Source organism: Arthrobacter sp. AG1021, assembly GCF_003633665.1.
GTDB classification, from domain to species: Bacteria; Actinomycetota; Actinomycetes; order Actinomycetales; family Micrococcaceae; genus Glutamicibacter; species Glutamicibacter soli.
The window spans coordinates 208860-233742 of record NZ_RBLB01000011.1 but is presented as its reverse complement, the minus strand read 5'-3'; the positions used below and the strand labels follow the sequence as shown (position 1 = coordinate 233742).

At 63.2% G+C, this 24883-nt stretch carries 22 protein-coding genes; 9 read left to right on the top strand and 13 right to left on the bottom strand.

Translation table 11 applies throughout. The features are described from left to right. Position 1: 1 nt before the first annotated feature. Positions 2-994, bottom strand: a complete 993-nt coding sequence (gene iolC, locus DFO58_RS16455) for a 5-dehydro-2-deoxygluconokinase (protein WP_120991795.1) — start codon at positions 992-994, stop codon at positions 2-4. Positions 995-1316: 322 nt separating this feature from the next. On the opposite strand from iolC, the gene DFO58_RS16450 reads away from it, so the two are divergent. Continuing rightward, positions 1317-2333, top strand: coding sequence for a sugar phosphate isomerase/epimerase (locus DFO58_RS16450; RefSeq protein WP_053799132.1), 1017 nt, complete (start codon positions 1317-1319; stop codon positions 2331-2333). A gap of 112 nt (positions 2334-2445) precedes the next feature. Here DFO58_RS16450 and DFO58_RS16445 read toward each other — a convergent pair whose 3' ends face one another. The 4 genes from DFO58_RS16445 to DFO58_RS16430 all read right to left on the bottom strand — a co-directional run bounded on the left by DFO58_RS16445 (position 2446) and on the right by DFO58_RS16430 (position 7090). Then, on the bottom strand, positions 2446-3474 hold the full coding sequence (locus DFO58_RS16445; RefSeq protein WP_120991719.1) for a Gfo/Idh/MocA family oxidoreductase: 1029 nt from the start codon (positions 3472-3474) through the stop codon (positions 2446-2448). Positions 3475-3488: 14 nt separating this feature from the next. Next, positions 3489-4733, bottom strand: a complete 1245-nt coding sequence (locus tag DFO58_RS16440; RefSeq protein WP_120991718.1) for an MFS transporter — start codon at positions 4731-4733, stop codon at positions 3489-3491. Between the two features lie 71 nt (positions 4734-4804). Then, a complete protein-coding gene (locus DFO58_RS16435; protein ID WP_120991717.1) occupies positions 4805-5764 on the bottom strand; it encodes an ROK family protein in 960 nt (319 codons plus the stop codon). A gap of 84 nt (positions 5765-5848) precedes the next feature. Further along, the gene (locus DFO58_RS16430) at positions 5849-7090 is read right to left on the bottom strand and encodes a low temperature requirement protein A (protein WP_120991716.1); all 1242 of its coding nucleotides are present in this window, start codon (positions 7088-7090) and stop codon (positions 5849-5851) included. Positions 7091-7648: 558 nt separating this feature from the next. Between DFO58_RS16430 and DFO58_RS16425 the strand changes: the two genes are divergently transcribed. Beyond that, positions 7649-9118 (top strand): amino acid permease, encoded by a 1470-nt coding sequence (locus DFO58_RS16425; protein WP_286163643.1) that lies wholly within the window; start codon positions 7649-7651, stop codon positions 9116-9118. Between the two features lie 253 nt (positions 9119-9371). On the opposite strand, the gene DFO58_RS16420 is transcribed toward DFO58_RS16425, so the two are convergent. Further along, complete coding sequence (locus DFO58_RS16420; protein WP_120991715.1) at positions 9372-10634, bottom strand: MFS transporter; 1263 nt, start codon at positions 10632-10634, stop codon at positions 9372-9374. A gap of 353 nt (positions 10635-10987) precedes the next feature. Between DFO58_RS16420 and DFO58_RS16415 the strand changes: the two genes are divergently transcribed. The 3 genes from DFO58_RS16415 to DFO58_RS16405 are packed head-to-tail and all read left to right on the top strand — an operon-like array spanning position 10988 to position 13287. Beyond that, on the top strand, positions 10988-11602 hold the full coding sequence (locus DFO58_RS16415; protein ID WP_120991793.1) for an XRE family transcriptional regulator: 615 nt from the start codon (positions 10988-10990) through the stop codon (positions 11600-11602). A 42-nt stretch (positions 11603-11644) separates the two neighbouring features. Then, a complete protein-coding gene (locus DFO58_RS16410; RefSeq protein WP_244910876.1) occupies positions 11645-12547 on the top strand; it encodes an EamA family transporter in 903 nt (300 codons plus the stop codon). 53 nt (positions 12548-12600) lie between these two features. Then, complete coding sequence (locus tag DFO58_RS16405; RefSeq protein ID WP_120991714.1) at positions 12601-13287, top strand: SDR family oxidoreductase; 687 nt, start codon at positions 12601-12603, stop codon at positions 13285-13287. Between the two features lie 38 nt (positions 13288-13325). Here the strand turns inward: DFO58_RS16405 and DFO58_RS16400 are convergent, their stop codons facing one another. Then, the gene (locus tag DFO58_RS16400; protein ID WP_183043240.1) at positions 13326-13574 is read right to left on the bottom strand and encodes a hypothetical protein; all 249 of its coding nucleotides are present in this window, start codon (positions 13572-13574) and stop codon (positions 13326-13328) included. A gap of 361 nt (positions 13575-13935) precedes the next feature. Here DFO58_RS16400 and DFO58_RS16395 point away from each other — a divergent pair, with 361 nt between their 5' ends. Then, complete coding sequence (locus DFO58_RS16395) at positions 13936-14865, top strand: DNA-3-methyladenine glycosylase 2 family protein (RefSeq protein ID WP_183043239.1); 930 nt, start codon at positions 13936-13938, stop codon at positions 14863-14865. A 170-nt stretch (positions 14866-15035) separates the two neighbouring features. Here the strand turns inward: DFO58_RS16395 and DFO58_RS16390 are convergent, their stop codons facing one another. After that, positions 15036-15983 carry a patatin-like phospholipase family protein gene (locus tag DFO58_RS16390; protein WP_286163642.1) on the bottom strand — a complete coding sequence of 316 codons (948 nt, stop codon included), beginning with the start codon at positions 15981-15983 and terminating at the stop codon, positions 15036-15038. A gap of 267 nt (positions 15984-16250) precedes the next feature. On the opposite strand from DFO58_RS16390, the gene DFO58_RS16385 reads away from it, so the two are divergent. Then, positions 16251-17045, top strand: coding sequence for a carbon-nitrogen hydrolase family protein (locus DFO58_RS16385; RefSeq protein WP_120991711.1), 795 nt, complete (start codon positions 16251-16253; stop codon positions 17043-17045). A 123-nt stretch (positions 17046-17168) separates the two neighbouring features. Here the strand turns inward: DFO58_RS16385 and DFO58_RS16380 are convergent, their stop codons facing one another. Next, positions 17169-18800 (bottom strand): APC family permease, encoded by a 1632-nt coding sequence (locus DFO58_RS16380; protein ID WP_286163641.1) that lies wholly within the window; start codon positions 18798-18800, stop codon positions 17169-17171. Between the two features lie 56 nt (positions 18801-18856). Next, a complete protein-coding gene (locus tag DFO58_RS16375) occupies positions 18857-19546 on the bottom strand; it encodes a TetR family transcriptional regulator (RefSeq protein WP_053799122.1) in 690 nt (229 codons plus the stop codon). Positions 19547-19647: 101 nt separating this feature from the next. Between DFO58_RS16375 and DFO58_RS16370 the strand changes: the two genes are divergently transcribed. Together DFO58_RS16370 and DFO58_RS16365 are read left to right on the top strand one after the other, a co-directional pair. Beyond that, positions 19648-21264 (top strand): amidohydrolase, encoded by a 1617-nt coding sequence (locus tag DFO58_RS16370; protein WP_120991709.1) that lies wholly within the window; start codon positions 19648-19650, stop codon positions 21262-21264. 67 nt (positions 21265-21331) lie between these two features. Continuing rightward, positions 21332-21805 carry a hypothetical protein gene (locus tag DFO58_RS16365; RefSeq protein ID WP_120991708.1) on the top strand — a complete coding sequence of 158 codons (474 nt, stop codon included), beginning with the start codon at positions 21332-21334 and terminating at the stop codon, positions 21803-21805. Positions 21806-21959: 154 nt separating this feature from the next. On the opposite strand, the gene DFO58_RS16360 is transcribed toward DFO58_RS16365, so the two are convergent. From DFO58_RS16360 to uraH, 3 genes are all read right to left on the bottom strand, one after another. Next, entirely contained in the window at positions 21960-23495 is a 1536-nt protein-coding gene (locus DFO58_RS16360) for a nucleobase:cation symporter-2 family protein (protein ID WP_120991707.1), read from the bottom strand. 77 nt (positions 23496-23572) lie between these two features. Continuing rightward, the gene (pucL, locus tag DFO58_RS16355; protein WP_047120510.1) at positions 23573-24496 is read right to left on the bottom strand and encodes a factor-independent urate hydroxylase; all 924 of its coding nucleotides are present in this window, start codon (positions 24494-24496) and stop codon (positions 23573-23575) included. Positions 24497-24500: 4 nt separating this feature from the next. After that, positions 24501-24857 carry a hydroxyisourate hydrolase gene (gene uraH / locus DFO58_RS16350; protein ID WP_047120511.1) on the bottom strand — a complete coding sequence of 119 codons (357 nt, stop codon included), beginning with the start codon at positions 24855-24857 and terminating at the stop codon, positions 24501-24503. Between the last annotated feature and the right edge of the window lie 26 nt (positions 24858-24883).

Sequence of the window (24883 nt, the reverse complement as noted above, 5' to 3'; positions counted from 1 at the left end):
TCTACACCAAGTCCTTCTGCGAGTTGGGAACGGTGCGGCCGCGCTCGGCCAGCAGCGAGATGACTTCAGCAGTGGTGGGCATCGCGTCCGAGCAGGCGACCTTCGATGCCACGATGGCGCCAGCCGCGTTGGCGAAGTCCAGCACCTGCTCCAACGGCCAGCCCGCCAGCAGCCCATGGCAGAAGGCTCCCCCGAAGGAGTCCCCGGCACCCAGCCCGTTGGCGGTCTGCACCGGCACGGGTGCGGAGACGATGCGCTCGGTTCGGGTCTTTGCCATGACTCCTTCAGGGCCCAGCTTGACCACAGCGATCTGCACTCCCGCAGCCAGCAGCCGGTCGGCCTGTTCGTCTGGCGTACCCTCGCCGACTGCCACCGCGCATTCCGTGTCGTTGCCGATCGCAACCGTGGCATAGGGCAGCACCCGGGCGACCTGCTCGCGAGCCTGCTCCACCGAGTCCCAGAACATCGGGCGGTAGTCCAGGTCGAGGATCGTGTGCTGTCCTGCGGAAAGCGCCTCGACGGGGCGGGCTTCATGGGCCGCGATCTGCGCCGAGCGCGAAGGTTCGCGACTCAAGCCAGTAACGGTGGACCAGAAGATTCCTGCACCGCGGATAGCGTCCAGTTCCAGTGCGTCGGGTTCGATGTTCCAGTCCGGCGCCATGGGGAAGCGTCCATAGAAGTACAGCGGGAAGTCTTCCGGCGGCTGGATGGCACAGAAAGTCACCGGCGTCTGCAACGAGTCGTCACGAGCAACCAGTGTGCGGTCGACGCCGAACTTGTCCAGTTCGCGCTCCAGGAACGTTCCGAAGTCGTCGTCGCCAACCTTGGTGATGACACCTGCTGCACGTCCGTGTCGGGCTGCGGCGACCGCGACGTTGGTCGCAGACCCGCCTAGGTATTTGCCGAATGAGGTGACATCGGCCAGGGGGACTCCGATGTCATTGGGGTAGACGTCAACGCTGATGCGTCCGAGGGTGAGTACGTCGTAGGTCACGCAGATCGACGTCCTTTCGTTCCAGAAGTTCATGTGGTCCAGCCCGCCAATTCACTGTGAGGCGAGGCACACATAACACTTTGCACGAAAAAGTTTGGCCTGTCAAAGGTTTGTACTGACATATTGACAAGTGTCGTCACTTTGAATGGAAAACCCCCGGAATTCCGCGGTTTTTCCGCAACAGCTCTGGGGCAACCAACCCAGACCTTGCAAAAGTATTGTTTGTCCTATCATTCTTACCTAGTATGATTTCGTAGTGCGGGTCACAGGAGCCCGCGCACCCTCCACGCCTTCCGGGGCGCCGTCACCCTAAGGACCACAAATGAAACTTGGCGTCTACAACGCAATCCTGCACGACCGTCCGTTGCCCGAGGCGCTGAAGGTCATCGCAGACCTGGGATTGTCCGGCATCGAACTGAACACCGGAGGCTTCCTGCCAGCCGTCCACGTGCCCGCCATGGACGAGATCCTGAGCAGCGATGCAGCCCGAGATGACTACCTGGCTATTTTCGAGGGAACCGGCGTTGAGATTGCCGGCCTGAATTGCAACGGCAACCCGCTGCACCCGAACCGCATCATCGGCGACAAGCACGCAGAAGACATCCGCCGTTCGATTCGCCTTGCCGGCCGACTCGGCCAGACCCGCGTGGTCACCATGTCCGGCCTGCCCGGTGGGGAGCCCGGAGCTACCAAACCCAGCTGGGTGGTCAACGCTTGGAACTCCGCAGCGCTGGATCAGCTGGACTACCAATTCGAGGTAGCCAGCGCCTTCTGGAAGGAAACAGACGCCTTGGCCGTGGAACACGGCGTCAAGGTCGCCCTGGAACTGCATCCCCAGAACATCGCCTTCAATCCAGCCAGCTTCCGCGAACTTATCGAACGCTCCGGAACCAGCAACATCGGTGTTGAGCTGGATGCATCCCACCTGTTCTGGCAGCAAATGGACCCGGTCGCCGTAGTGCGGGACCTGGGCGCCCATGTCGTGCACGCTGCGGCAAAGGACGTACGAATCAACCCCAATGCGGCTATCCAGGGCGTTCTGGACAACAGCTTCCGCAAGTTGCGCGAGGACGAGCCGCGCACCAATTTGGGCGGCGACGAATGGGCCAACGAATGGCCCAAGAACTCCGCCTGGGACTTCGTGGCCCTGGGCAAGGGGCACGACACCGAGTTCTGGTCCGAATTCCTGCGCGCCCTGCACGAGGTGGACCCGGACATGATCGTGAACATCGAGCATGAGGACACCGAGCTCGGCCGCGTGGAGGGCCTCGAAGTGGCAGCCAAGGTGCTGCTGGATGCCCGCGCGCTGCACGAAGAATCGCTCGCACCCCAGGCCTAGCCGGCCCGGGGAGTCCGGGGCCGCAGGTCCAGGGTTGGACGCTCCATGTGCACACACGGTGCGTGCCCCGCCAGGTTGGCGTGGTACGCACCGTGTTGCATTTTCGGTGAAGTCAGCTGCTGAGCGGCACGCTGCGTCCTAGTCGGTCGCTTGCCCGGGCCGCATCAAGGATGTCGATGGTATGCAGCGCCTCGTCAAGATCGACCGGCAGTTCCCCGGCGCCTTCCAGTGCAGCGAACAAGCGGCGGTAGTACTCCGCGTAGTTGCCTGGCAGCGGCTGCACCCGACGTTGGCTGTCAGCCGTGCGCAGCACTCCGAAGTCCTCCCGCTCAACCATGCCCCAGTCACGGGGCTCCGCGGCGGGGCGCTGCCCGGACAGCATTTGATCGATTTGGCGATCCGGCATAGCTGAAGAATAAGATCCCTCGCTCGCATACAGGTCCATCAGCCGAGCCTCGCGGCCACAGAGCTTGCTTGCGGAAACCTGCGAATAGGTGCCGTTCTTATGGTGCAGCCCGAGGCTGAATCCCACGTCAACGCTTATTCCCTCGCGCGTCAACCAGTCCAGTGACGCATCCACGCGCGCCACCGGACCCAACAGCTGCACCGCTTGGTCAACCAGATGGGTTCCCAGATCCCGCAACAGACCACCTTCCGGGTCGAAGTCCAGGGTGCTGGGATCCGCCTGATCCATCACCAGATGGGCGCGAAAGATTTGTCCGAGCTCGCCCGACGAGGCCACCTGCCGCAAAGTCAGGAAATCCGTGTCCCACCGCCGGTTCTGGTACACGGTCAGCACCTTGCCAGCGGTCCGAGCCGCAGCGGCAAGTTCCCTGGCCGTGGCCGCGTCCGGTGCCAACGGTTTATCGGAAACCACGTGCACCCCGCGCGCAAGCGCACGCAGCACCAGCTCACGACGGGTCTGCGGCGGAGTAGAAATGACAACCACGTCCACCCCGGCATCCAGAAGCTCGTCCAATGAGTCGAAAACCTGCATTCCGGGATACTCGGCATCCAGCTGTAGACGGCGTTCGTGTGAACGGGTGACTACCCCCGCCATGTCCCAACACCCCGCGGCTTCAATGTAGGGCAGATGGAAATGGCTTCCACCGAATCCATAGCCGGCTAATCCTATACGCATGCATCCTCCTGAAGTTAGATCAAGGGTTCCCCACCCCGGCGGCGAGAAGGCACCGAAAGCCTAAGATGAAGTGCAGCGCAGAGAACTGCGCTGACAACAACGGCGGCTCCGAACCAGCTGACCGCTTGCGCTTCGCCGAAAAGCTCACCGACCCAGCCCAGCCCCAAAGCACCCGCCGCAGTCAGCGCGTAGCCCAACACCCAAAAGGCGGAACTGGCGCTACCGCGCTGGCCGAGCGGAATATCCTGCAGAACAATGCCCAACCCCACCGGGAACAAGGCACCGTGGCTCAATCCGGCCGCCGTCAACCCAGCTAGGTAGATGACCACCGCTGACATTCCAGGCAATAACGGCGCTAGGCAGATCAGCGCAGCCCCGGAAACTAGCCCGGCATAACCAGCCAGCGCATGACGTCGAACCAATGCTCCACCGAGCTTCTGGCCGATGGCGGTGGCGGCAAAGATCAGCGAACCGATGAGTCCCAGGACCCGCAGGTCGCTGATTCCGAACGAGCGCACCACCAGGATGGAGGTCATCGCGGTGCAGCCGCCCATCACAACGAAGCCCAGGGTCATCAATCCCCCGATGGCAAAATTCCGAAGAGCGAATCGGGGCACCAGCGGCAGACTGGGATAAAGGCGCAGTCGACGCGAGGGCACGCTCTCAGGCCCGAAGCATAGAACAAGCAAGCACAGCCCGGAAACCACTGCATGCGCCGTAAAAGCGATCATGGGCACGGTCGGGACTGCGAAAATCAGCCAGGCGGCCAGCACGGGGCCGCTCCCCAGGCCAACCATGTTGGCGACGCTGGAAACCGCGGCCCCACGGCTGGGGCTGCCTACCAGATCCGTCAAATAAGCCGTAGCCGTTCCGGTGACCAGCCCGGCGCAGACTCCGGAGAGCACGCGGGCTGCAAATAGCATCGGTGCGTCATCCGCAATCGAATACAGCACGCCACTGGCCAAGGAGGCGCCCAACCCGAGCATCATGACCGGCTTTCGGCCCAGCGCATCGGACAGAGAGCCGAATGCGCACAAAACAAGCAATACGGTGACCGCGTAGATTGCGAACAGCTGCGTCGCCGCGGCGGTGCTCAGACCAAAGTCATCCTGAAGCGTGGGGTACAGCGCCGTGGGCATCGTGGTGCCGCACATCGCTACGGCATAGGTCGCCAGCACCCCGAACAGGGCCCCGCGGCCGGGAGCCTTGGGGCGCGCAAAAGGTTCCGCAGGGATCTGCGCTGGGCTTCGACGGGCCATCTGGCTACCTCGCACTTGTGTAAGCTGACAAGCCGAGCCTAGATAAGTCCTAATGTCCTGTCAATGTTAATTCATCGAGCTTGCCGTCGCGCGAGGTCCGCGGCGCCAATCAGCCCAGCCGAAGGCCCCAGCTGCGCCCGGCAAATCTGGGCGAAGGGGCGGTATCCGCGGCCGGATAGGGTACGCCGATAGTGCGCTTCGGCCACGGCAAGCAACTCGGTCTTAGCCGAACCCAGGCCGCCGCCGATGACGACCATGCCCGGATCCAGCACCGAGACCAGATTCGAGATGCCAAGACCAAGCCATTGGCCCATTTCCTCGATCAGGTCGCGGCAGGCGGCGTCTCCCTGCACCGCAAGCTCGGTCACCAGAGCTCCAGTTACCGTGGAGGGGTCGTCATTGCAGGCTTCGCGCAGGCTATGGGCGACGGGCGACTTCGAGCGCACCAGTTCGGCGCCGTCGCGTCCCAGAGCATTGCCGGAGGCATATTGCTCCCAGCAGCCGCGGTTGCCGCAGGCGCAGCGATGGCCGCCGGGAACAATCGTCTGGTGTCCGAATTCCCCGGCGATTCCCGAGCTTCCGCGGTACACCTCCCCACCGAGGATGAACGAACCGCCAATCCCGGTGCCCAAAGTCAGGCAGACCATATCATTGACTCCGCGGGCGGCGCCGAATCGGTATTCAGCCCACCCTGCGGCATCCGCATCGTTGACCAGGGTGACAGGCCGGCCCAGCTGGCTTTCCAAACGGTCGCGCACCGGTTCATCGCGCCAGGACAGATGCGGGCTGAAGAGCACCCGGCTTGAGTCGCGGTTCATCCAGCCTGCGGCGCCTACTCCCACGGGACAGCTTGGCTCCCCGTCGCCCAGCTCCTGGACCAGTTCAGCGATGGCCCGCTCGGTGGCGGGGACATCCCGGGCAGGGGTAGGTCGGTGCAGTTGCCGGGTGATCATGCCGTCGGCGTCAACCAGCGCCGCAAGGATCTTGGTTCCGCCGATGTCGACGCCGATGGAAGGTTCGGAGGATTGCATAGTCACACAGCATAAACCCGATGGCGTCCATCCTTGAAAGCAGCCGAGATTTTTGACGGCGGCAAGCAGCCACGGCTGTCAGTGCTACGCCACCTGCGCGGCAGCCCCATGCTCGTCGGTTTCGCGGACTCCCGACGCCTCGATCAGCACCACCAGCGCCACCATGATCGCCGCCGCCCCCAGCACCGATACCACGACGATCTGCACGTCGGACGCGTCAGTGGGTGTCAGCTGGGGAAGCAGCGGGGCGAAGGCGATGAACAGCGCTCCGACGGGGAAAGCCCACTTGAAGAAGCCGCGCAGGCAGTGCCGCAGGATCAGCGCCCAGACTCCCAGCAGGAAGATCGAGACCGGGACGCTCAGCGTTGCCACCGCCATGGCCGAGGTCAACCCGGAATTCCCGGCCTCGTGGTCGAGCAGCACCTTGAACCCCGCCGAGTACGCGCCGGCGGCCGCGAAAACGAAGTAGTGCCCATAGCCGAAGATCATCGGCGCCGTGCGCCGGCGCAGCCAGACGCTGGCATCCGAGGAGAAGTACACCCACCACAGGCCGGCGACAAGGATGAATCCGCCAACGCCTAGCAGCGAGAATTGCAGCAGCTGGCTGGCGTTCTCGAACGCATTGGCCGCGGCCACGGTGGAAGCCAGCACGGATTCGCCCAGCACGATCAGCGTGAAGGAACCGTAGCGGTCGGCGATGTGCTCCGGATGCCACGGGGTCTGTCCCGCTCGCTCCGCGATGATCGGCACCAGCAGCTCGCAGGCGACCAATACCAGGAACACCGGCAGCGCCCAGTCGGCCGGCGCCAGTGGATAACAGACCCAGAACACCTGCACCACGGCGATGCCCACGGCGTAGCGCAGCGCTGTTTTCCGCAGCCCGGCATGGCTTCGCGAAGCCCTGATCCACTGCACGACCAGCGCCAGCCGCATCACCACATAGCCGGCGATGATCAGGTGGAAATCCCCTTCGGTCATCGCCGGGGTGGTGCCCACCGCGAGGATCACTACGCCGGCCATCTGGGTCAGCGCCAGCACGCGGTAGAGCCAGTCGTCGGCGTCGAAAGCGCTGGCGAACCAGGTGAAGTTCATCCACGCCCACCAGACCGCGAAGAACACCATCAGGTAGGCGACCAAACCGCCGGCCACATTCGCATGGGTCTCGGCATCCACGAGCTGGGCCGAGGCCAGCGAGACCGATACCGCGAAGATCAGGTCGAAGAACAGCTCCAGCGGGCTGGAGGACCTGAAGATCTCGGAGGGGTCCCTCGGGCGCATGCGCTTCACCCGCAGTTTGCGCGAGGCGTAGTGATGGTTCTCCGGCATGGCGGCCCCGCTTCGTTCCTGAGTCCAAAAAACATGTTCTGCTCAAGAATACGAAGCTCGGCGGCAAATATTCCACGTCCGGCGTGAATGACCTGTGTTTGGGTCGGCTGCCGGGACAGCATGGGATGCTCAGCTTTTCCGCCCCGGCGAGCGCACCGCTGCCGCTCTGCCAAGGTGGTCTGGCGTGGAGCATTGCCGACGGATTTGCGGACAAGGACTACACCCTGCCTTATCAAAATGCAGGCCGTGCTTGTCTGGGCGAATGTCGATCTGCAGCAGCCCGGTCTCGCAGGGCTTTCCGGTGCTTGGGAAACAGTAATGCCTGCACCCGTCGCGGGGTCGGCGCCTTCCCTGGCTTCCGAGGCCGGCCGCCTGCGCTCCTGATCGACCGCACTGGAAAAACCGGCGGCCGGCATGAGTCGAGTCACATGGCTGCCTGTCCGGTCCGCCTTTCACTACACCGTGCCGACGTCCTGGATCGAATCACCCGCCAAATCACGACTAGGGTTGTTCGATGTGCATGAAAACGGAAAGCACCGCATACCAAAGGAGAGCTCCGTGGCCCCGAAATCACCCAAACCACCGCAGCAGGACCATTCTGCGGTGCCCGAGGCATCGGAAGAAATGCGGCGCGGACTGAAAAACCGCCATCTTCAGCTGATCGCCATTGGCGGTGCTATCGGCACCGGCCTATTCATGGGTTCAGGCCAGATCGTATCGGTGTCCGGGCCTTCGAGCATCTTCGTCTACGCGATCATCGGCTTTTTCGTTTTCCTGGTCATGCGCATGCTCGGCGAGCTGCTGTTGTCCAATCTCCACTACAAAACCTTTGGCGATATTGCCAAGGATTTCCTCGGGCCTTGGGCCGGCTTCTTCGTGTCATGGAACTACTGGTTTTCGTGGGTGGTTGCCTGCGTCGCCGACATTACCGCCATCGTTGCCTACACCCAGTTTTTCTGGGAAGAAGTGCCCCTTTGGCTACCGGCCCTCGCCGCTGCCCTTTTCCTTCTGGTGTTGAACCTGCAGCCCGTCCGCTGGTTTGGCGAAATGGAATTCTGGTTTGCGATCATCAAGATCGTCGCGATCCTGGCCTTGATTGCAGTTGGCGCGGTACTGATCTTCACCGGGTTCACCCATGATGGATTCCAGGCTTCAATCACCCACCTCTGGGACCAAGGGGGCTTCTTCCCCATGGGGATCAGCGGCTTCGTGCTCGGTTTCCAGATGGGCGTGTTCTCGTTCATCGGTGTTGAACTGGTGGGTACCGCCGCCGCTGAGGCTGAAAACCCGCGGAAGAATCTGCCCAAGGCCATCAATTCGATCGTGGTCCGCATTCTTGTCTTCTACGTCCTCTCGCTCGCCGTGATCATGAGCATTTCGCCGTGGACAGCGCTGGAAGCGGGCAAGAGCCCGTTCGTGCAGACTTTCCTGCTTGCCGGATTTGTCCCGGCCGCGCTGGTGATCAACCTCGTGGTGCTCAGCTCCGCGGCATCCAGCGCGAACTCCGGCGTCTACTCCGGAACGCGTATGCTGTTCGGCTTGGCCAAAGACGGCCACGCTCCACGCAATATCGCGTTCACCGATTCACGCAGCGTTCCACGTCGGGCCGTATTCGCTACCGCGGTGCTTCTGTTCACCGCAGTCCCGCTGCTTTACGCTGGAGACGACGTGGCAACGGCCTTCGGGTTCGTCTCGACGATGTGCGCCACGATGGTTTTGTTCACTTGGGGTTCGATAGTCGTCAGCTACATCGTTTTTCTGAAGAAGCATCCGCAACGCCATCAGGAATCAAAGTTCCGAGTACCCGTCGCCCGCTTGGCGCCCTGGGTTGTTCTCGTATTTTTTGTATTCCTAATTTGCACGTTCCTCTACAGTGACGGCACCCGCTGGGCCACATTGGCGACCCCGGTGTGGTTCATTATCCTGGCGGTCTTCTGGCACCTGCGCAAGCGCGCGCTGCTCCGCGAGGGGAAGCCGTTGGCGGGCACCGTTTCAGAGCTTCCCCACCCGTTGGATGAGGCCAAGTAGCAAGCGATAGTACGTAGGCAGGCCCTCATTACATGGTGCGGCCCGCGTCGAGTCCGGGGCTGAGCCGCCTACCCAACGTGGGAACTGCGCTCAGGTGCTCGACGGCACCGGGTGCTGGGATGGCAGAATCGCACAAAGGTCTGCAGCTTCTGCCGGCCCCTGCGTGGACTGCCCACCGAGGTCCTCGGACTGCGGCCTCCACGCCAGTGTTCCGATACGCCGTGAATCCATGACAGTCAGCCAGCAGAACGCACTAGGCTTCGCCGAGCAGCACGTCCTCGGCGATCTCTTGCGGCGTCTCATGGGCAGCGCCGATGTGGCTGAGCTTGTGCCCCGCGAGCGCCAGCACCAGGATCGACACCACTACCGCCCCGGCACCCAGCCAGTACGGGGCGGCAGCGCCCAGTGCGGCGGCCAGAGGACCCGCGACAGCAGGGGCCACCGCACCACCCAGGAAGCGCACGCCGGAATAGGTGCTGCTGGCGACATTGCGCGGCAAGTCGGTGGCTTCCATGACCGCTTCGGTCAGCGCGGTGTTCATGACGCCAAGCACCAGGCCGGCGACGACGACCAGAATGATCAGGACCTTCAGTTGCTCGTGGAAGACCGCCATCGCACCCAGCAGCACGGCCAGCAGGCCCAGCATGGTGAACAGCACCGGACGCAGCCCGAACGTGCGGGTCGCAGGCGGCGCCACCAGCACCGAGGTAATCGCCAGCGCCAAACCCCAGCCGAAAAAGACAAGCCCGAGTTCGGTGGCGCCGAAGTCCAGCCCCGCCGCATGCGCCGCGGCCTCCAGCGGGAAGGGAGTGTAGGCAAGCAGGATGAAGAAACCGAAGTTGTAGAACACTGCCGTAACGGACAGGGCCAGCAGGGCCGGGTTGCGCAGCGCCTTGAAGCTGGCAGTGATGGAGATCTTGGCCGGCGCCGGCGCCCCGGCCGGGAGCTTCAGGAAGGCGAGGATCGCCACCAGGGCAATGGCCATGAGCATCGCGGTGCCGAAGAACGGTCCGCGCCATGACAGATTGCCCAAGACGCCGCCAACCAGCGGCCCAACTGCCATTCCGACACCTAGCGCGGCTTCATAGAGGACGATGGCCTGGCGGCTTCCGCCGCTGGCGGTGCCGACGATGGCCGCCAAGGCGGTGGAGATGAACAGGGCATTTCCCAATCCCCAGCCGGCGCGGAAGCCCAGGATCTCGTTGACGTTGGAGCTGGCACCGGCAAGCGCGGCGAAGGCGACGATGAGGACCAGGCCGATAACCAGGGTCTTCTTCACACCCAAATGCCCGGAAACCCAGCTGGTGAAGAACATCGCAATGCCGGTGATGAACAGGTAGCTGGTGAAGAGCAGCATGGTTTGGGACTGGCTTGCCTCCAGCGCCCGGCTGATGGCCGGAAGGATGGGGTCGACCAGGCCAATGCCCATGAAGGAGACCATGCAGGCAAAGGCGATGGCCCAGACCGAGCCAGGCTGTTTCAACAGCGATGTCTGTACGTTTCCGGCTTGCGTCATTCGATCGTTCTCATTTCTTGCTGGTGCGATGTTTTGTGCGTAGTCTGCGCTCTTCGTAGATACTCGTGGCAAACGCGAGTCCTCCCGCGATGCGGCCACGCCGGACGGATGCCCCGAGGGGACGATCCGGCGGCGCGATCGCTGCAATCCGCTTGGCAGCTTCACGGCGTTCGGGGATCTGCAGCTCGCAGGGGCACTCGGCCCCGCGCGTTATTGCATAGTCACACTATACATTTATTTACATAGGTTAGCTATGTAAATGCTCGCAGACGCACGGAAATGCCGCACGAACGCAGCGATCGGGCACGCAAGGATTGTAGATTGGTGCACCATAAGTGCACTATTATGCATTTGTGGACGAAAATACCCAGATCCTTGCACATTCCATCGGCGCGCGGGTCAAGCAGGAGCGGTTGGGCCTCCAATGGACCTTGGATCAGCTGGCAGAGCATGCCGGAATCAGCCGACGCATGCTGGTCAACGTCGAGCAGGGAGCCGTGAATCCCAGCGTCGGCACGCTGCTTCGGCTCAGCGACGCCCTCGGAGTCGGCCTCCCCGCGCTGGTCGAACCGCCGACCGCCAGGACCGTCAAGATCACCCGCCGGGGCGAAGGCGCCGAGCTATGGAGCGGGAAGCACGGCGGCCGCGGCGTGCTCCTGGGCGGAACCCGCTCCCCCAATGTCATCGAGCTGTGGGACTGGAGGCTCAAGCCGGGCGAACGGCACGGCAGCGACGCGCACGTCGCAGGCACCGAAGAACTCCTCCAGGTGCTGGAAGGCGAACTGACGGTCCAGGTCGGCGCAGAAACCTACGCGCTGGCCGAGTCCGACGCACTGTGCTTCCCGGGCGATGAGCCCCACTCCTACGAGAACAATTCAGATGCTCCGCTGCGTTTCACGCTGGCCGTCTTCGAACCGGGCGTCGGAACGTCCCACCGCCAGCTGGAATCCGATGCTCCAGCCGACTAGCCACACCCCGACTTCAGCCCAGAACCGCCCAAGGAGACCCCAATGACGGCCCCCCTCACCGGCACCAGCCTTCCTCCATGGACCATGGCCATCGCGGCCATGCTGTCCATCCAGGTGGCCAACGCCCTGTCGGTGGGAGTGCTGCGCGAAGTCGGCCCGGCGGGCACCGCATGGCTGCGCCTCTGCTTCGGAGTGGTGTTCCTCTGGATCATCTCCCGTCCGGCGATCCGGTCCATCCGCCGCAGGGATCTCCCCTCGCTGCTTATCCTCGGCATGGTCACCGGCTTCATGACAGTCTTCTTCCTGGGCGCCGTGGAGCGTATTCCACTGGGCACCGCGGTAGCCATCGAGTTCCTCGGTCCACTGATTATCGCCGGCCTCATGAGCGGCAACCGCAGGGCGCTGACCTGGCCCGCGATGGCCTTGGCGGGCATCGTCCTGCTGACCGAACCCTGGTCCGGATCCTTCGACCCCATCGGCGTCGGGCTGGCGCTGGCAGCAGGCGCATGCTGGGCCTCGTACAACGTCCTCACCCAGCGTGTCGGCGACCGTTTCGCCGGCATCAGCGGCCTGTCGCTGACCATCCCCATCGCCGCACTGGCTACCATGCCCGTCGGGCTCCCCCAGGTGATCAACGGCAACCTCGCTTGGTGGGTCCTGCCTGCGGCAGCCGGCATCGCCTTGATCACCCCGGTCATCGCATTCGGGCTGGAGATGCTGGCCCTCAAGCGCATGAACCACACGGCCTTCGGCACGCTGCTGTCAGTCGAACCGGCCTTCGGCGTGCTCATCGGACTTCTGGTCCTCGGCCAAGCCCCGTCGGTCTTCCAGGCTGTCGGCGTTGTCATCGTCGTGACCGCCGGCGCCGCTGCCCAATGGGACGGAGCGCGCAAGACCAGCGGCAACCTCACCGAAGTCCCCGCTCCCGAGCAAAGCACGCAGTAGCGCTCGTTCCCTGATCCCTGATTCGAACCGAGCAGACAAGCAAGGATGACCACATGACACCCAGCGCACTGATTACCGGAGCCACCGGCGGCATTGGCCGCGCCATAGCCGAGGCCTTGGCGCCAACCCATCACCTATTTCTGGTGGGGCGAAACTTCGAGCCGCTGCAACGCGCCGCAGAAGGTTTTCGATCCGCCACGCCGCTGCTCGCCGACCTTGGGTCCCCCGGCCGCATGGGCGACCTTGCCGCGCAGATCCCCGCACTCGATGTTCTGGTGCACAGCGCCGGCATACTCCGCATGGGCACCGTGGAGGAGACTAGCCAGGAGGATTGGGCACAGAGCATGCAGATCAACGTGTTGGCTCCGGTGGAGCTCACCCGCGCCATGCTGCCTGCCTTGCGCCGGGCACGTGGCCACGTGTTCATGATCAATTCAGGTCTCGGGCACCGCACCATTGCGGGATCGGGCGCATACAGCGCCAGCAAATTCGCCATGAAGGCATTCGCCGACGCCCTCCGGATCGAAGAAGCTTCGAACGGCATCAAGGTCACTTCCATCCACCCGGGGCGCGTTTCCACGCCGATGCAGGAACAGCTGCACTCTTGGGAAGAGAAAACCTACGATGCGGAAAACTGGGTCCGCCCCGAACAGATTGCCGAGGCTCTAATGACCGCGCTTTCCCTGGGTGACCGCGCGAACTTGGATTCGATCGATATCAACCCTTCACCGCAACCATAGGACTGAGGCCGCCATGCGAAGTTGAACAAAAAATTTGTTCATCCTCTCATGGTTCCTGGCAGTCTCCCCGCATTCATTTTCTTGATGCCCGGCAAGACCCGATCGGCAAATTGATCAAAAAATTTGTTCAGATGAGACCTCACCGGGTCACCCACAGCTTCCACGGGCGGCAGTATCGCGAGCGCTCGGGTACCGTCGCGCCGAACGACATTCTGCGGAAAATGATCAAAAAACTTGTTCAGTTTCAGTTTCCGCTTGCGGATCTCCACTGCGAATGAGACTTCCACGAGCTCCACGAGAAGAGGCGTTCTACGATCAGTAAATTTGTTCATTTCAGGTCGTTCGCGAGACCGGCAGGTGCCATGGACGGAATTTCGGTCCCGTCTAATGCGAGCAGCTTCTTGCGTATGCTGAATTCAGAACGGCCGAGTGTGCTTCATTCTGAATTTTCATCTAATTTCTAGTGGCGCTTTCGCGTCAGAATCAGTCTTTCGATCAATTAGTTACACTCAAGGTGACTTCGAAACTTAGCCGGATGATTGGGGCGAAAACATGAGTGCAGGAAGCAACCAGAAGCACCCAAGTTCACCGACTCCTTTCGGGACGCGATGTTTCGGCAAACAGTCCCCCATAGTTCTGAACATCGATTTGCCGATCCAGCACCCCTTTGACGCCCAAGGCATTTTCTCGTTTCTGGAAGCAAGGGCGATTGCCGGTGTAGAGACCACAGATCTCTCGCAGAAAGACAGGCTGATATATGCCCGAACACTCATGTTCCCAAGTGGGCCAGGGGCTATTAGGCTTATCGCTCGTAACTATGGATCCGCCAGCTGGGTCCTGAAAGCTCAGCTTGAACTCCAAAATTTGCGCGATCAAGCTGCCGCAATTTTCCGGATACGGCGCCTCTTGAATCTGGACGCCGACTCAAGCGCCATCGATCTCAACCTGTCCAGAGACCCGGCACTGGAAGCGAGTATCCTTCGAACCCCGGGCATCCGGGTGCCCGGCGCAGTCGACCCTCATGAGCTGGTCATCCGGGCCATCATCGGCCAGCAGATTTCGGTCAAGGCCGCTCGAACCCATCTTTCCCGACTCGTAGCTCAGGCCGGAGCCGCCTACACTTCGAGCTTTACCGGTTTGGACAGGATCTTTCCCGCTCCGGCGGACATCATCGAAACCGTGCACGACCCCGGAGCAGATCTACCGCTGGATCCCGATCGCGTCCTGAAGCTCCCCCGCCGCTCGATCTCTACGCTTCGAAGTGCAGCCATTGCACTTCAGAGCGGTGAACTGGAGGTCGGCTTCGAGAGCAATCCCCAGCTGCTGCGGGAGAGCCTGCTCCGAACACCTGGAATCGGGCCTTGGACCGCCGCCTACCTCGCAATGCGCGTGCTTGGTGATCCCGACGCTTGGATGCGCAGCGATGTTGCATTGGTCTCCGGAGCAGTGCGGCTCGGCATTCTGGAGCCGCAGACCTCGAAAAGCGCCAGTCACCGTTTGCTCGAAGAGTACGCCCGGCGCTGGTCCCCTTGGCGCTCCTATGCCTCCATGCACCTATGGCAGGCAGCCTCCGGCTGATCCTCTTCGTATATCGACGACTTGCCGCGCAAGATGACCCCGTCCCTCCAACGCCTAGGAAACCCGGACGCTCGCGATCCGGATGGATGGCGAGTGCCGGAAGGACACCTGGTCAGCCGTCAGGGACCGCGAGGAGAATCAGCCCGCACGGAGCAGGAAACCGCGACGGATCAACGCCAAAACTCCCGGATCTCTCCGACCTGTTCCCGGCCTTGGCGGAATCCCTCGCGGGCAGCCGTCGAGCGCAGGGACTGGTTCATGGCGTTGACGCCCACGTAGGCTTCGGCGGCGGCATCCGGCACGATGATCTGGATCTTGCTTCCGGACGCGCGAAGCTGGTCCGCCTGCGCCGACAGCTGCATGCCCCAGCTCTCCGGGTGCAGGCTCCGACCGCCCAGCGGAGACAGCGCCAGCACCTTGTCGTATCCCTGCGCCAGATCTGCGTTTTCATTCCGGCGGTAGCCGCCGTCGATGTAGGCGCGCTCCCCGAGCCAATACGGCGGGCCGCTGGAACAGCTGGCGGCCACGGCATCGACCAGCGGAACCCCGCTGGAGTTGTCGAAGACCACCGACTCGCCGTCCTGCGCCTGCACTGCGGTGAGATAGACCAGCCGCTGCGGCCAGTCGGCCTGCGCCATGCGTGATTGCACGATGGATCTCCACCGGGCGCTCAGCTCCCTGTCCCAGGCACCGGGCAGATCCAGCGCGGCGGCAGCCATCCTCCGGTGCATGTCCCCCGGTCCGGAGGAAGCGGAGCTGATGGACCTGATGCGGGACAGCTGGTCGGGAACTCGGGCCGCAGCCGGTGCGGTTGCAGGTCGGGGGGCGGCCGCCGGAGGCGCCGGTGCGGCGATGACCGCTTGGTAGAGCTCGGTCGGGGTGGAGCCGACAAGCTGGGCGGCCGCGGTGGCGCCGGCGGAAGTTCCCACCGTCAATTGCGGCGCGCTGACGTCCAGGCCTTCGGAGGCCAGCCCGGCGAGCACGCCGATCAGCCAAGCGTTCCCCGTGGCTCCTCCGCCGCCCAGCACCAGGGCTCGGGCGCCGGTGGTTTTGGGCAGGCCGGAAAGATAGGGATACGCCATGCTGGCGCGGGAGGTCGGATAGGAGGATGAGTTCATGGCGGGTGCCTTTCGGAAGAATTCCTCGGGCTCACCCGCAGGCCGGCTAGGAGTGCCGGGCCGTCGTACGGGACAGGGGTGCGCCCACGGTCGATCGTGCGGACATCGGGTACCACCTCCCTGCAACGGATTTGAACTGCGTGCATTCATCATAAGGCCGTATCAGACGCATGCGACCGGCCGCATTGCCATTTTTTGGCCCGCCTACGTAGAGTCGACGTAGATGCGGCGTACTCCACGCGCCGTCGGCGAAGGGACGGGAACATCATGAAGATCGCGCTGGCACAGGTATTGAGCACCGGCGATCCCCAGCGCAATCTGGCGATCATCCGCGACCATGCCAAGCAGGCCGCCAAGGCTGGCGCATCGCTGATCGTCTTCCCCGAAGCCATGCAGGTTGCCTTCGGCAACCCCGTGGAAAAGTTCGCCGAGCCGGTCAACGCCCGCTGGGCCGGGCTGCTGCGCCAGCAGGCCCGCGACCTGGGCATCGCCATCGCGGCGGGCATGTTCACCCCCGGCGAGGGCGGCCGGGTGCGCAACACCCTGCTGGTCGTGGGCCGCGGCGTGGACACGCACTACGACAAGATCCACCTCTACGACGCCTTCGGCTATCTGGAGTCGGAGGCCGTCACCCCTGGCGACACCCCGGTGCAGTTCGAGCTGGATGGAGCCACCATCGGCATGGCCATCTGCTATGACCTGCGCTTCCCGCAGCTGTTTGTGCGCCATGCCCGCGCCGGCGCCCAGATCAACATCGTGACCGCGTCCTGGGGCGGCGGCGAGGGCAAGGCCGAGCAGTGGAAGGCGCTGGCCCAGGCCCGCGCACTGGACACCACCACCTTCGTGATCGCCGTGGACCAGGCCGATCCCGAAAGCGTCGGCCGGCCGCTGAAGGGTGCCGCTCCGCTGGGCGTGGGCTACTCGATGGCCGTCGACCCGCTGGGCCGCGTCATCGCTCAGGCAGGACCCGCGCCCGAGTTGCTCATCGTGGATTTGGACCTGGGCCTGATCGAGGAAGCCCGCAGGAAGCTTCCGGTGCTGGCCAACGCCGTCGACCTCTAGGCTCGCTCGCTCAGAACCCCTGGACAACACCGCGGAGCGGGCACCGGCGATTGCCAAGTGCCTGCTCAATAGCGCTGCATGGATCCCCGGTCTGGCCTTACCCGGGCAGGCGATGCGCTCCCGCTACTCGGATAGATCCAGCATTGGCGCCTTGCGCTTGAATCCGCCGGTGACGTAGCCGAGGTAGGCAAGGCCCAATACAATCCACGCCAGGCCGATCTGGAGCGACAACGGGCTCAGGCTGGTCCAGAGCCAGATGGTCAGGCATAGGCCGACCAGCGGCAGCAACAGGTAGTTCACGGTCGACGCTAGACCTCGCTGACGGTGGGCTAGGAAGTAGTACTTGATCACGGCAAGGTTGACTGCGGAGAATGCCACCAAAGCGCCGAAGCTGATCATCGCCGACACCATTTCCAGGCTGGCGAACAAGGACGTGAGCGAAATGAGCGAGACGATCAGGATCACGAAGGTCGGTGTCTTGAATCGCGGGTGCAGATAGCCGAACACCTTGCGCGGCAGAACTCCGTCCCGGCCCATGCTGTAGAGAATACGCGCCACCGATGCCTGCGAAACCAGGGCGGATCCGAGTGCGCCGCAGATGAAACCTGCCGTGAAGAAGATGGCCAGGAAATCTCCGCCCGCCGCGAAAATCACCTGGATCGATGCGGAGTCAGCATTTGCGAATTCGTGGCTGGGGTATACCAAGTGAGACAGGTAAGCCAGGCCCACGAACATTAGTCCGCAGATCAATGTGGTCAGCAGAATTGCCCGCGGCATGTCCCGTTTCGGGTTGCGTGCTTCTTCGGCGAAGGTCGTGATGGAGTCGAACCCGAGGAACGACAGGCACAAGATCGCCGCTCCCGCAGCCAGTGGCGCGAAGCCGCCGGGCTCTCCGTTCCCCCGGAACGGTGCCCAGAGATCCACGGAGACCTGCTCCTTGAGGTAGGCAACCGAAAAAATGACGAACAGGATGATGAAGAGAAACTGGAAGCCGATGATCACGATGTTCGTCCGCGCCACGGAGACAATTCCAACGACGTTCAGCACCGTCACCACGACCATTCCAGCCAGCATGAACGCCCATGGTGGGATCGCCGGGAAGAACTCATGCATGTAGATCCCGAGCAGCAGGTAATTGATCATCGGCAAGAAGAGGTAGTCCAGCAGCAGCGCCCAGCCGGCCATGAACCCTATATTCGGGCCGAAGGATCGCTGCGTGTACACATATGCCGACCCGCCCACCGGGAAAGCCCGCGACATCAGCCCATAGGAGCGTGCGGTGAAGATCATCGCCACCATGGTAATCAGGTACGCCAGCGGCAATCGCCCACCGGTAATCTCGGTGACGATGCCGTAGGTGCTGAAAATAGTCAACGGAACCATGTAGACCATGCCGAAGAGCACCAGATTGGGCAGGCCCAGGACCCGGTTCATCTGGTCGGTGGCAAGCACTGCGCCACCCGGTGGCTTGAGTGGAGATTTCGACATGATGGGCACCTTTCCGTCCGCTACCCGGCATAATCCACCTGCCAGAGGTGCAGGGGCTGGAAGCCAAGGGCCAGATTTAAATGAAGAACGTTCACTAAAGGTAGTGACTGGAGTCACTTGGCGCAAGGGGTGGGCTGGCGCAACCGCCAGCGCAAAGGCGCCGAAAAGCCCGCCCGGCATCGCGAGCAAGGCTTTAATTGCAAGCAGAAAGAGCGCCCCACTAGGCGAAACATGGGATTGTTGATATTCGAACCGGCCGATGGACATCGAATGTTCGGCCGCAAAAGAAAATTTATATTGTTAATCTCCACGCAACATTGGTGTTACATGCCTACGTGATCACGCTGTCCCACTTCTCGCTCTACGGCCGCGATGATGGCGCGCAGCCCGAAGTCGAACGATTGCTCGCTGACTGTCGAGCGCGCTTGCCGCGCAAATTTCTCCCCCAGCTCCAGGACTTCCACATGGCGGGTCTGGCGGGCCCCCGAATCCCCCTCGGGCACCACGGCGACATGGGCTCCGGGAGCCACGATGTCCAAGGCTGCGCCAACCACGAGGGACTCAAAGGCAATCATGATCATGAGGATCCGGGGAACAGCCACCCCTGCCCGGCGAAGGATGCCGCCCAGCTCCTCATAGATGAGCCCAGATTCGGATTCTTCCGTGATCGGCGTGGCCACGATCAGCTCGACGGCCGCAGGAACCCGCAGCAAGGCGTCACGGAACAGTTGGCCGAAATGGAACAGTGCTTCTGGCCACGGGAGCTCGGCGATCAGGCTCTGGTCAATGGAGCGAATCATGTCGCGACGCATGAGGTTAACCAGGTGCTGCCGGTTGTCCACGTGGTTATAAAGCGCCGGAGTCCGCACGCCCAGCGAACGGGCGAGCTTACCCATCGAGAAGTCTTCGGCCCCACCCTCATCGAGCAGCGCGAAGGCGGCCTCGACGATGCGTTGCTGAGTGAGGATCGGCTTGGCCGGGCGTCCGGCAACACGATGCGGCGTAGAAGACATGCACTAACTCCCTTGGTTATTTCCTATCCAATCATGGACAGTAGAGGGCCCAGTGGTTAGACTCAACGATAATTAACACTATTCATTTAGGAGTCGAGCTGATGCAGACGCCCGAAACCGTGATCTTCGCGGACACCATTCACAGCCTGGACGGTGAAAAGCAGTACTCCGCCATGGGCATCACCGCGGGAGTAGTGACGCACCTCGGCTCCCGCTCCGAGGCAACGGAGTGGTCAGGACCGGACACCAAGGTGATCGACCACGGGACGGCAACCATCACTCCCGGCCTCGTCGATGCGCACATTCATCCGATATTCGGCCAGTCGGTCGCCCGCGGAGTATTCCTGGGCGATGCCAAGGACCTGGACGACGCACGCAGGATCTTCGCCCGCCATGCCGAGTCACAGCCTGCAGATGCACCGGTGCTCGGCTACGGACTGAACGTAGCGGTCTTCGGCGAAGCCGAACCCCACGGCGGGCTGCTCGACGAGGCAGCTCCCGGCCGGGCCAGCTACGTCACCTGCTTTGATGCACACTCGGCGCTGGCTTCGCAGCCCATGCTGGCAGCAGCCGGCATCACCGGCACGGAGACGTTTGACGACGCCTCCAGCATCGTGGTGGATTCCGAGGGCCGGCCTACGGGTTTCATCCGCGAATTCTCCGCCATGGCCCTGGTGGAAGAGGCCCTGCCGCCGCTGACCATCGAGGACAAGGTCGACGGACTGGAACGCCTGTTGCGCGGCATGGCCGCCAGCGGCCTGACCGGTGGTGAAATGCTGGATCTGGCGGATCCCGACTCGCTGGAGATCCTGCGCAGGCTCGAAGAACGCACGGAACTGCCGATCAAATTGCGAGTCGCTCCCTGGATCATGGCCAGCGACGTTCCCGAACAACTGCGGCATCTGATCGAGCTGCAAGGACAGCACGGCAGGCGCTGGCAGGTGCGGGGCGTGAAGCTGATGATCGACGGCACCGTCGACAACGGCACCGCTTGGCTTTACGAACCGGACACCGAGGGCGAGTCCACGGAGTCCCTGTACCTTGAGCCCCAGCGGTACGTCGACAACCTGCGGACGCTGGCCGCAGCCGGCATCACCACCACGACCCACGCCATCGGCGACCAAGGCATCGGGTTCGTCATCAAGGCCATCAGCGAGCTGCCTGGGAACGGGGTCCTGCACCGGATCGAGCACCTGGAGGAAATGAACGACGAAGACTTCACCGCGCTCAAGTCCAGCGGCGCCACGGTGAGCATGCAGCCGACCCACTGCACCCACTTCGTGCGCGCCGACGGCTCCGACGCCTGGTCCCGCCGGCTGGGCGGCCACCGCGCGTCGTTCGCCTTCCGCCTGCGCGATGTGCAAGACGCAGGCATGGTCCTGGCCCTGGGGTCCGACTGGCCCATCGCGCCGTACGATCCACGCCTGATCCTGGCCGACGCCCAGACCCGCCGGCGTACCGAGGTGCCGGGCAGCGATTCGGCCCAGCCTCGCCACAAGCTCAGCGCACGCGAGGCCCTGGAGGGGTACACCGTCAACGTGCACGCCAGCACCGGTGCTGTTGGCGGGCGGATCGTGCTCGGCGCGCCTGCGGACCTGACAGTTTTCGCGGAAGATCCACTCTCGCTGGCTCCCGAGCAGCTGTGCACGGTCGACGTGCTGGGAACGTACATCGACGGGCAACCGGTCAACGCCGGCGACCCGCTGCTGACCGCCTGAGCAACGGCAGGCAGGCACCCTCCCGGCGAGCGCGCATCGCGGAGGCGGGATGGCCTAGTCTGGGCAGATGACCCGCCTTCGCCTGACGCATCCTTCGGAGCTGCTGTTCGCGCTCTTGACCCGCGGAACCGTTGCCGGTGTTGCCGTCGCTGTGTTGTGCATCGTGATTCTTGAGTTGCGTGAGTATACCGTCATCACATTCCTGTATGGCGTACCCTTCGGTGCGCTGTACGGACTGCTGGTTGCCGGTGGGGTCTACGCCGTGCTCGCCTTCGGGCATCGGCGCAGGCCCGGGGGCGTCATGCAGCGGCTGGTTCCGACAGCCGCCGCAACTGCGGCGGTCCTCTGCATTCCTGCGGGTCTGATGACGACCGGGCTCGCCGGCTGGGAAGGCGCAGGGTACCTGCTGCCGGCCGCGGCGCTCGTCGCCTTGGGCTCAGCGGTCGCCGCCTGGTGCATGCAACGGGCGATACGCGCTACCGGGCAAAAGCTGAACGCCGGTCGCCCGGACCCGGCTCCTCCTCGACCGGCCCGAGGCTAGGCCTGCCCTTGCAGTTAACCGGACGCTTCGTTCCCGCCAACACGGGCGAACGCCCGCAGGCGCATGGCCTGCGGGCGTTGAGCCCGCTCAGGATGGACCCTTGTCCATCTCTTCGCGGTCGTTCTTGTTTTGTTCGGGATCCCCCGGGTCAGACTCAGTGCTCCGAGCTCCCGGCGAGCCTGGGTACAGGCATCTGGATCGCTCCGGTCTGGATCTTCTCGTAGTCTTCGGAAGTGACCACGGGAATCTCGTAGCCGTCCTTGTCGATCAGCTTGCCGCCCTCGAAGTGGTCTCCTTCGATCAGGCCGCAGACTTCCTCTTCCTTCACCATGCGCGGCGGGGCCGCGGCAAAGACCGAGTTGTCCTTGGTGTTGCCGGCCTGCAGGACGTTGAATAGCAGGTTCAGCAGCACCGCCATGACGGCGGCCGAGGAGATCCCCGAGTGGAAGATGGTCTGGAACCACACCGGGAAGCTCTCGTAGAAGTCCGGCTTCACGATCGGCACGCAGCCGAAGGCGATGGAGGCCGCCACGATGATCAGGTTCTTGCCGTCGTACTTGACCTTGGACAGGGTGCGGATGCCCGAGGCGGCCACGGTGCCGAACAGGACGATGCCTGCGCCGCCCAGGACCGGGGTCGGGATCGCGGCCACCACGCGGCCCAGGACGGGCAGCAGGCCGAGAACCACCAGGATGCCGCCGCCGGCGGCGACCACGAAACGGCTGGTGATGCCGGTGATGGCGACCAGGCCGACGTTCTGCGCGAAGGCGGACTGGGTGAAGGTGTTGAAAATCGGAGCGATTACGGAGGAGGCCATGTCGGCACGCAGGCCGTCGGCGATGCGCTTGGAGTCGACCTTGGTATTGGCGATTTCACCGACGGCCAGGATGTCTGCGGTGGTCTCGGTCAGGATTACGAGCACCACAATGGTCATCGAGATGATGCCGCCGATTTCGAAGATCGGCATGCCGAAGGCCAGCGGCTGCGGGAAGGCGAAGATCGAGCCGTTGCCGACCTTGGAGAAGTCCGCCATTCCCAGCAGGGCGGCGGCGACGGTGCCGATGACGATCGCCAGCAGGATGGACATGCGGGAGATCGCGGCATTGCCGAGCTTCGAGAGCAGGATGACTACCAGCAGGGTGCCGGCGGCCAAGCCGATGTTGGCCAGCGACCCGTAGTCATCCGCCTTGGCATTCCCGCCCATGGCCCAGTTGGCGGCCACGGGAGTCAGGGAGATGCCGATCATCGTGATGACCGTGCCGGTGACGACCGGCGGGAAGAATCTGATGACCCTCGCAAAGAACGGGGCAATGAGGAAGCCGATGAGCGATGCCACGAGAACCGCGCCAAAGACCGCTTGGATGCCGCCTCCTCCGTTGACGATGGCGACCATGGTGGCCACCGAGGCGAAGGACGTGCCCTGCACCAGCGGGAGTTGCGCGCCGAAGAACGGGATGCCGATGGTCTGCAGGATAGTGGCCAGGCCGCCCACGAACAGGCAACTGGCGACGAGCAGGCCGATTTCTTCGGGTGATAGACCGGCTGCGCTGCCGATAATCAGCGGCGGCGCGATGATGCCGCCGTACATGGTCAAGACGTGCTGCAAACCGTAGGCAAAAGTCTTGCCTAGTGGTAACTTGGCATCTTCGGGACGCGTCCCTTTGATAGATTCATCTTGTGTAGCGCTCATGGCTGACCTCCTAAGTCAGTCGCTGCCAAGGGTGTGCCGATGTGTCCGCATCGGCACACCCTCGCCGCTTATCAAAATTAGATAAATGCTGGAATGTTCGACCAGATCGGGTGCTTGGCTGCGCCGCCCTCACGGGTCACGGTGGCTTCGATCAGGCCGTATGGACGGTCCGCGGCGAAGAACACTTCATTCGGGTTGTCCTGGCCGAAGACCTCGAGGTCCACCAGGAAGTGGTGCTTGTTCGGCAGCGAGAACTTGATCTCGGCGATCTGCTCGTTGGCCTCCAGCGCGGCCTTGCCCATCTCGAACATGGTGTGCTGCAGCGCCAGCGAGTGGGTGTTGGCGAACAGCGTCAGCAGCTGCTCGCGCACCGAGGCATAGACCGCGTTGAAGTCGATGCCCGCCTCGATGGCTTCCGAGGTGTAGCGCCAGCGGGCGGTCACGTCGGTGGCCAGGATGCGGTCGCTGGTTTCCTTCAGGGTGGTGTAGCGGTCGACCGGGAAACCATGGAACTCGGAGCCGGTGGACTTCAGGACGGTCAGGTCCTCCAGACCGGCGACGATGCTCTTGGAGCCGTCTTCAGCGATTTCCAGCACCGCGGTGCGGACCTCGTTCTTGTTCTTCGAGAAGGCGTGGTCGTGGTCGTTGATGCGGTCCCAGAAGTACTGCTGGGCCGCCCAGCGGCCGCCGGTGATCCACTCGAACTCGCCGGTGAAGTGGGCGCCCAGGCGGAGCAGGAATTCCTCCGGGCTGTTCACACCGTCGCGGGCCAGGCCGTAGACGGTGTTCTTCTGGGTGTCGGTCGGGACGACCTTGCCGTTGTCCCCCTCCAGGTGGGCTTCGGTGAAGTCGCCGTGCAGCTGGCTGGTGACGTTCAGGTCTTCGATCTGGTGGCGGGCGGTGTCGCGGGTGATCTTGACCAGGCGGACCTCGGCCTTGCCGTACTGGTTCTCGCCAAGGACGATGCCGGTGGATGCTGGGGCGGTGATTTCGGTAGTCATTGTTCTAACTCCCTCGGTACGTGGAATATGCAAACGGGCTGATAAGAAGAGGTACGTGGTAGTGCTCATCGACGTTGTTGACGTAGAAGTCGATGGTTACCCCGGGGAAGAAGCTTTCCGTTCCCTGCTTCCCGAAGTAGTCCCCGATTTCGAATGAAACCCGGTAGTGGCCTGCTTCAACCTGAGTCGGGCCGAGGTTCTTGATGCGGCCGTCCGCATCGGTGATCCCCGAGCCGATTTCTTGCCAGCCGGATGCCGTCTTGGCTTCCAGCGTGGCCTTGACACCGGAGGATGGCCTCCCGGTCCCGGTGTCGAGAATGTGGGTGGTGATGTGGCTGCGCTCTGCGCTGGCATCTGCCATGTGTTCGTCTCCTGACTAATGAGTCG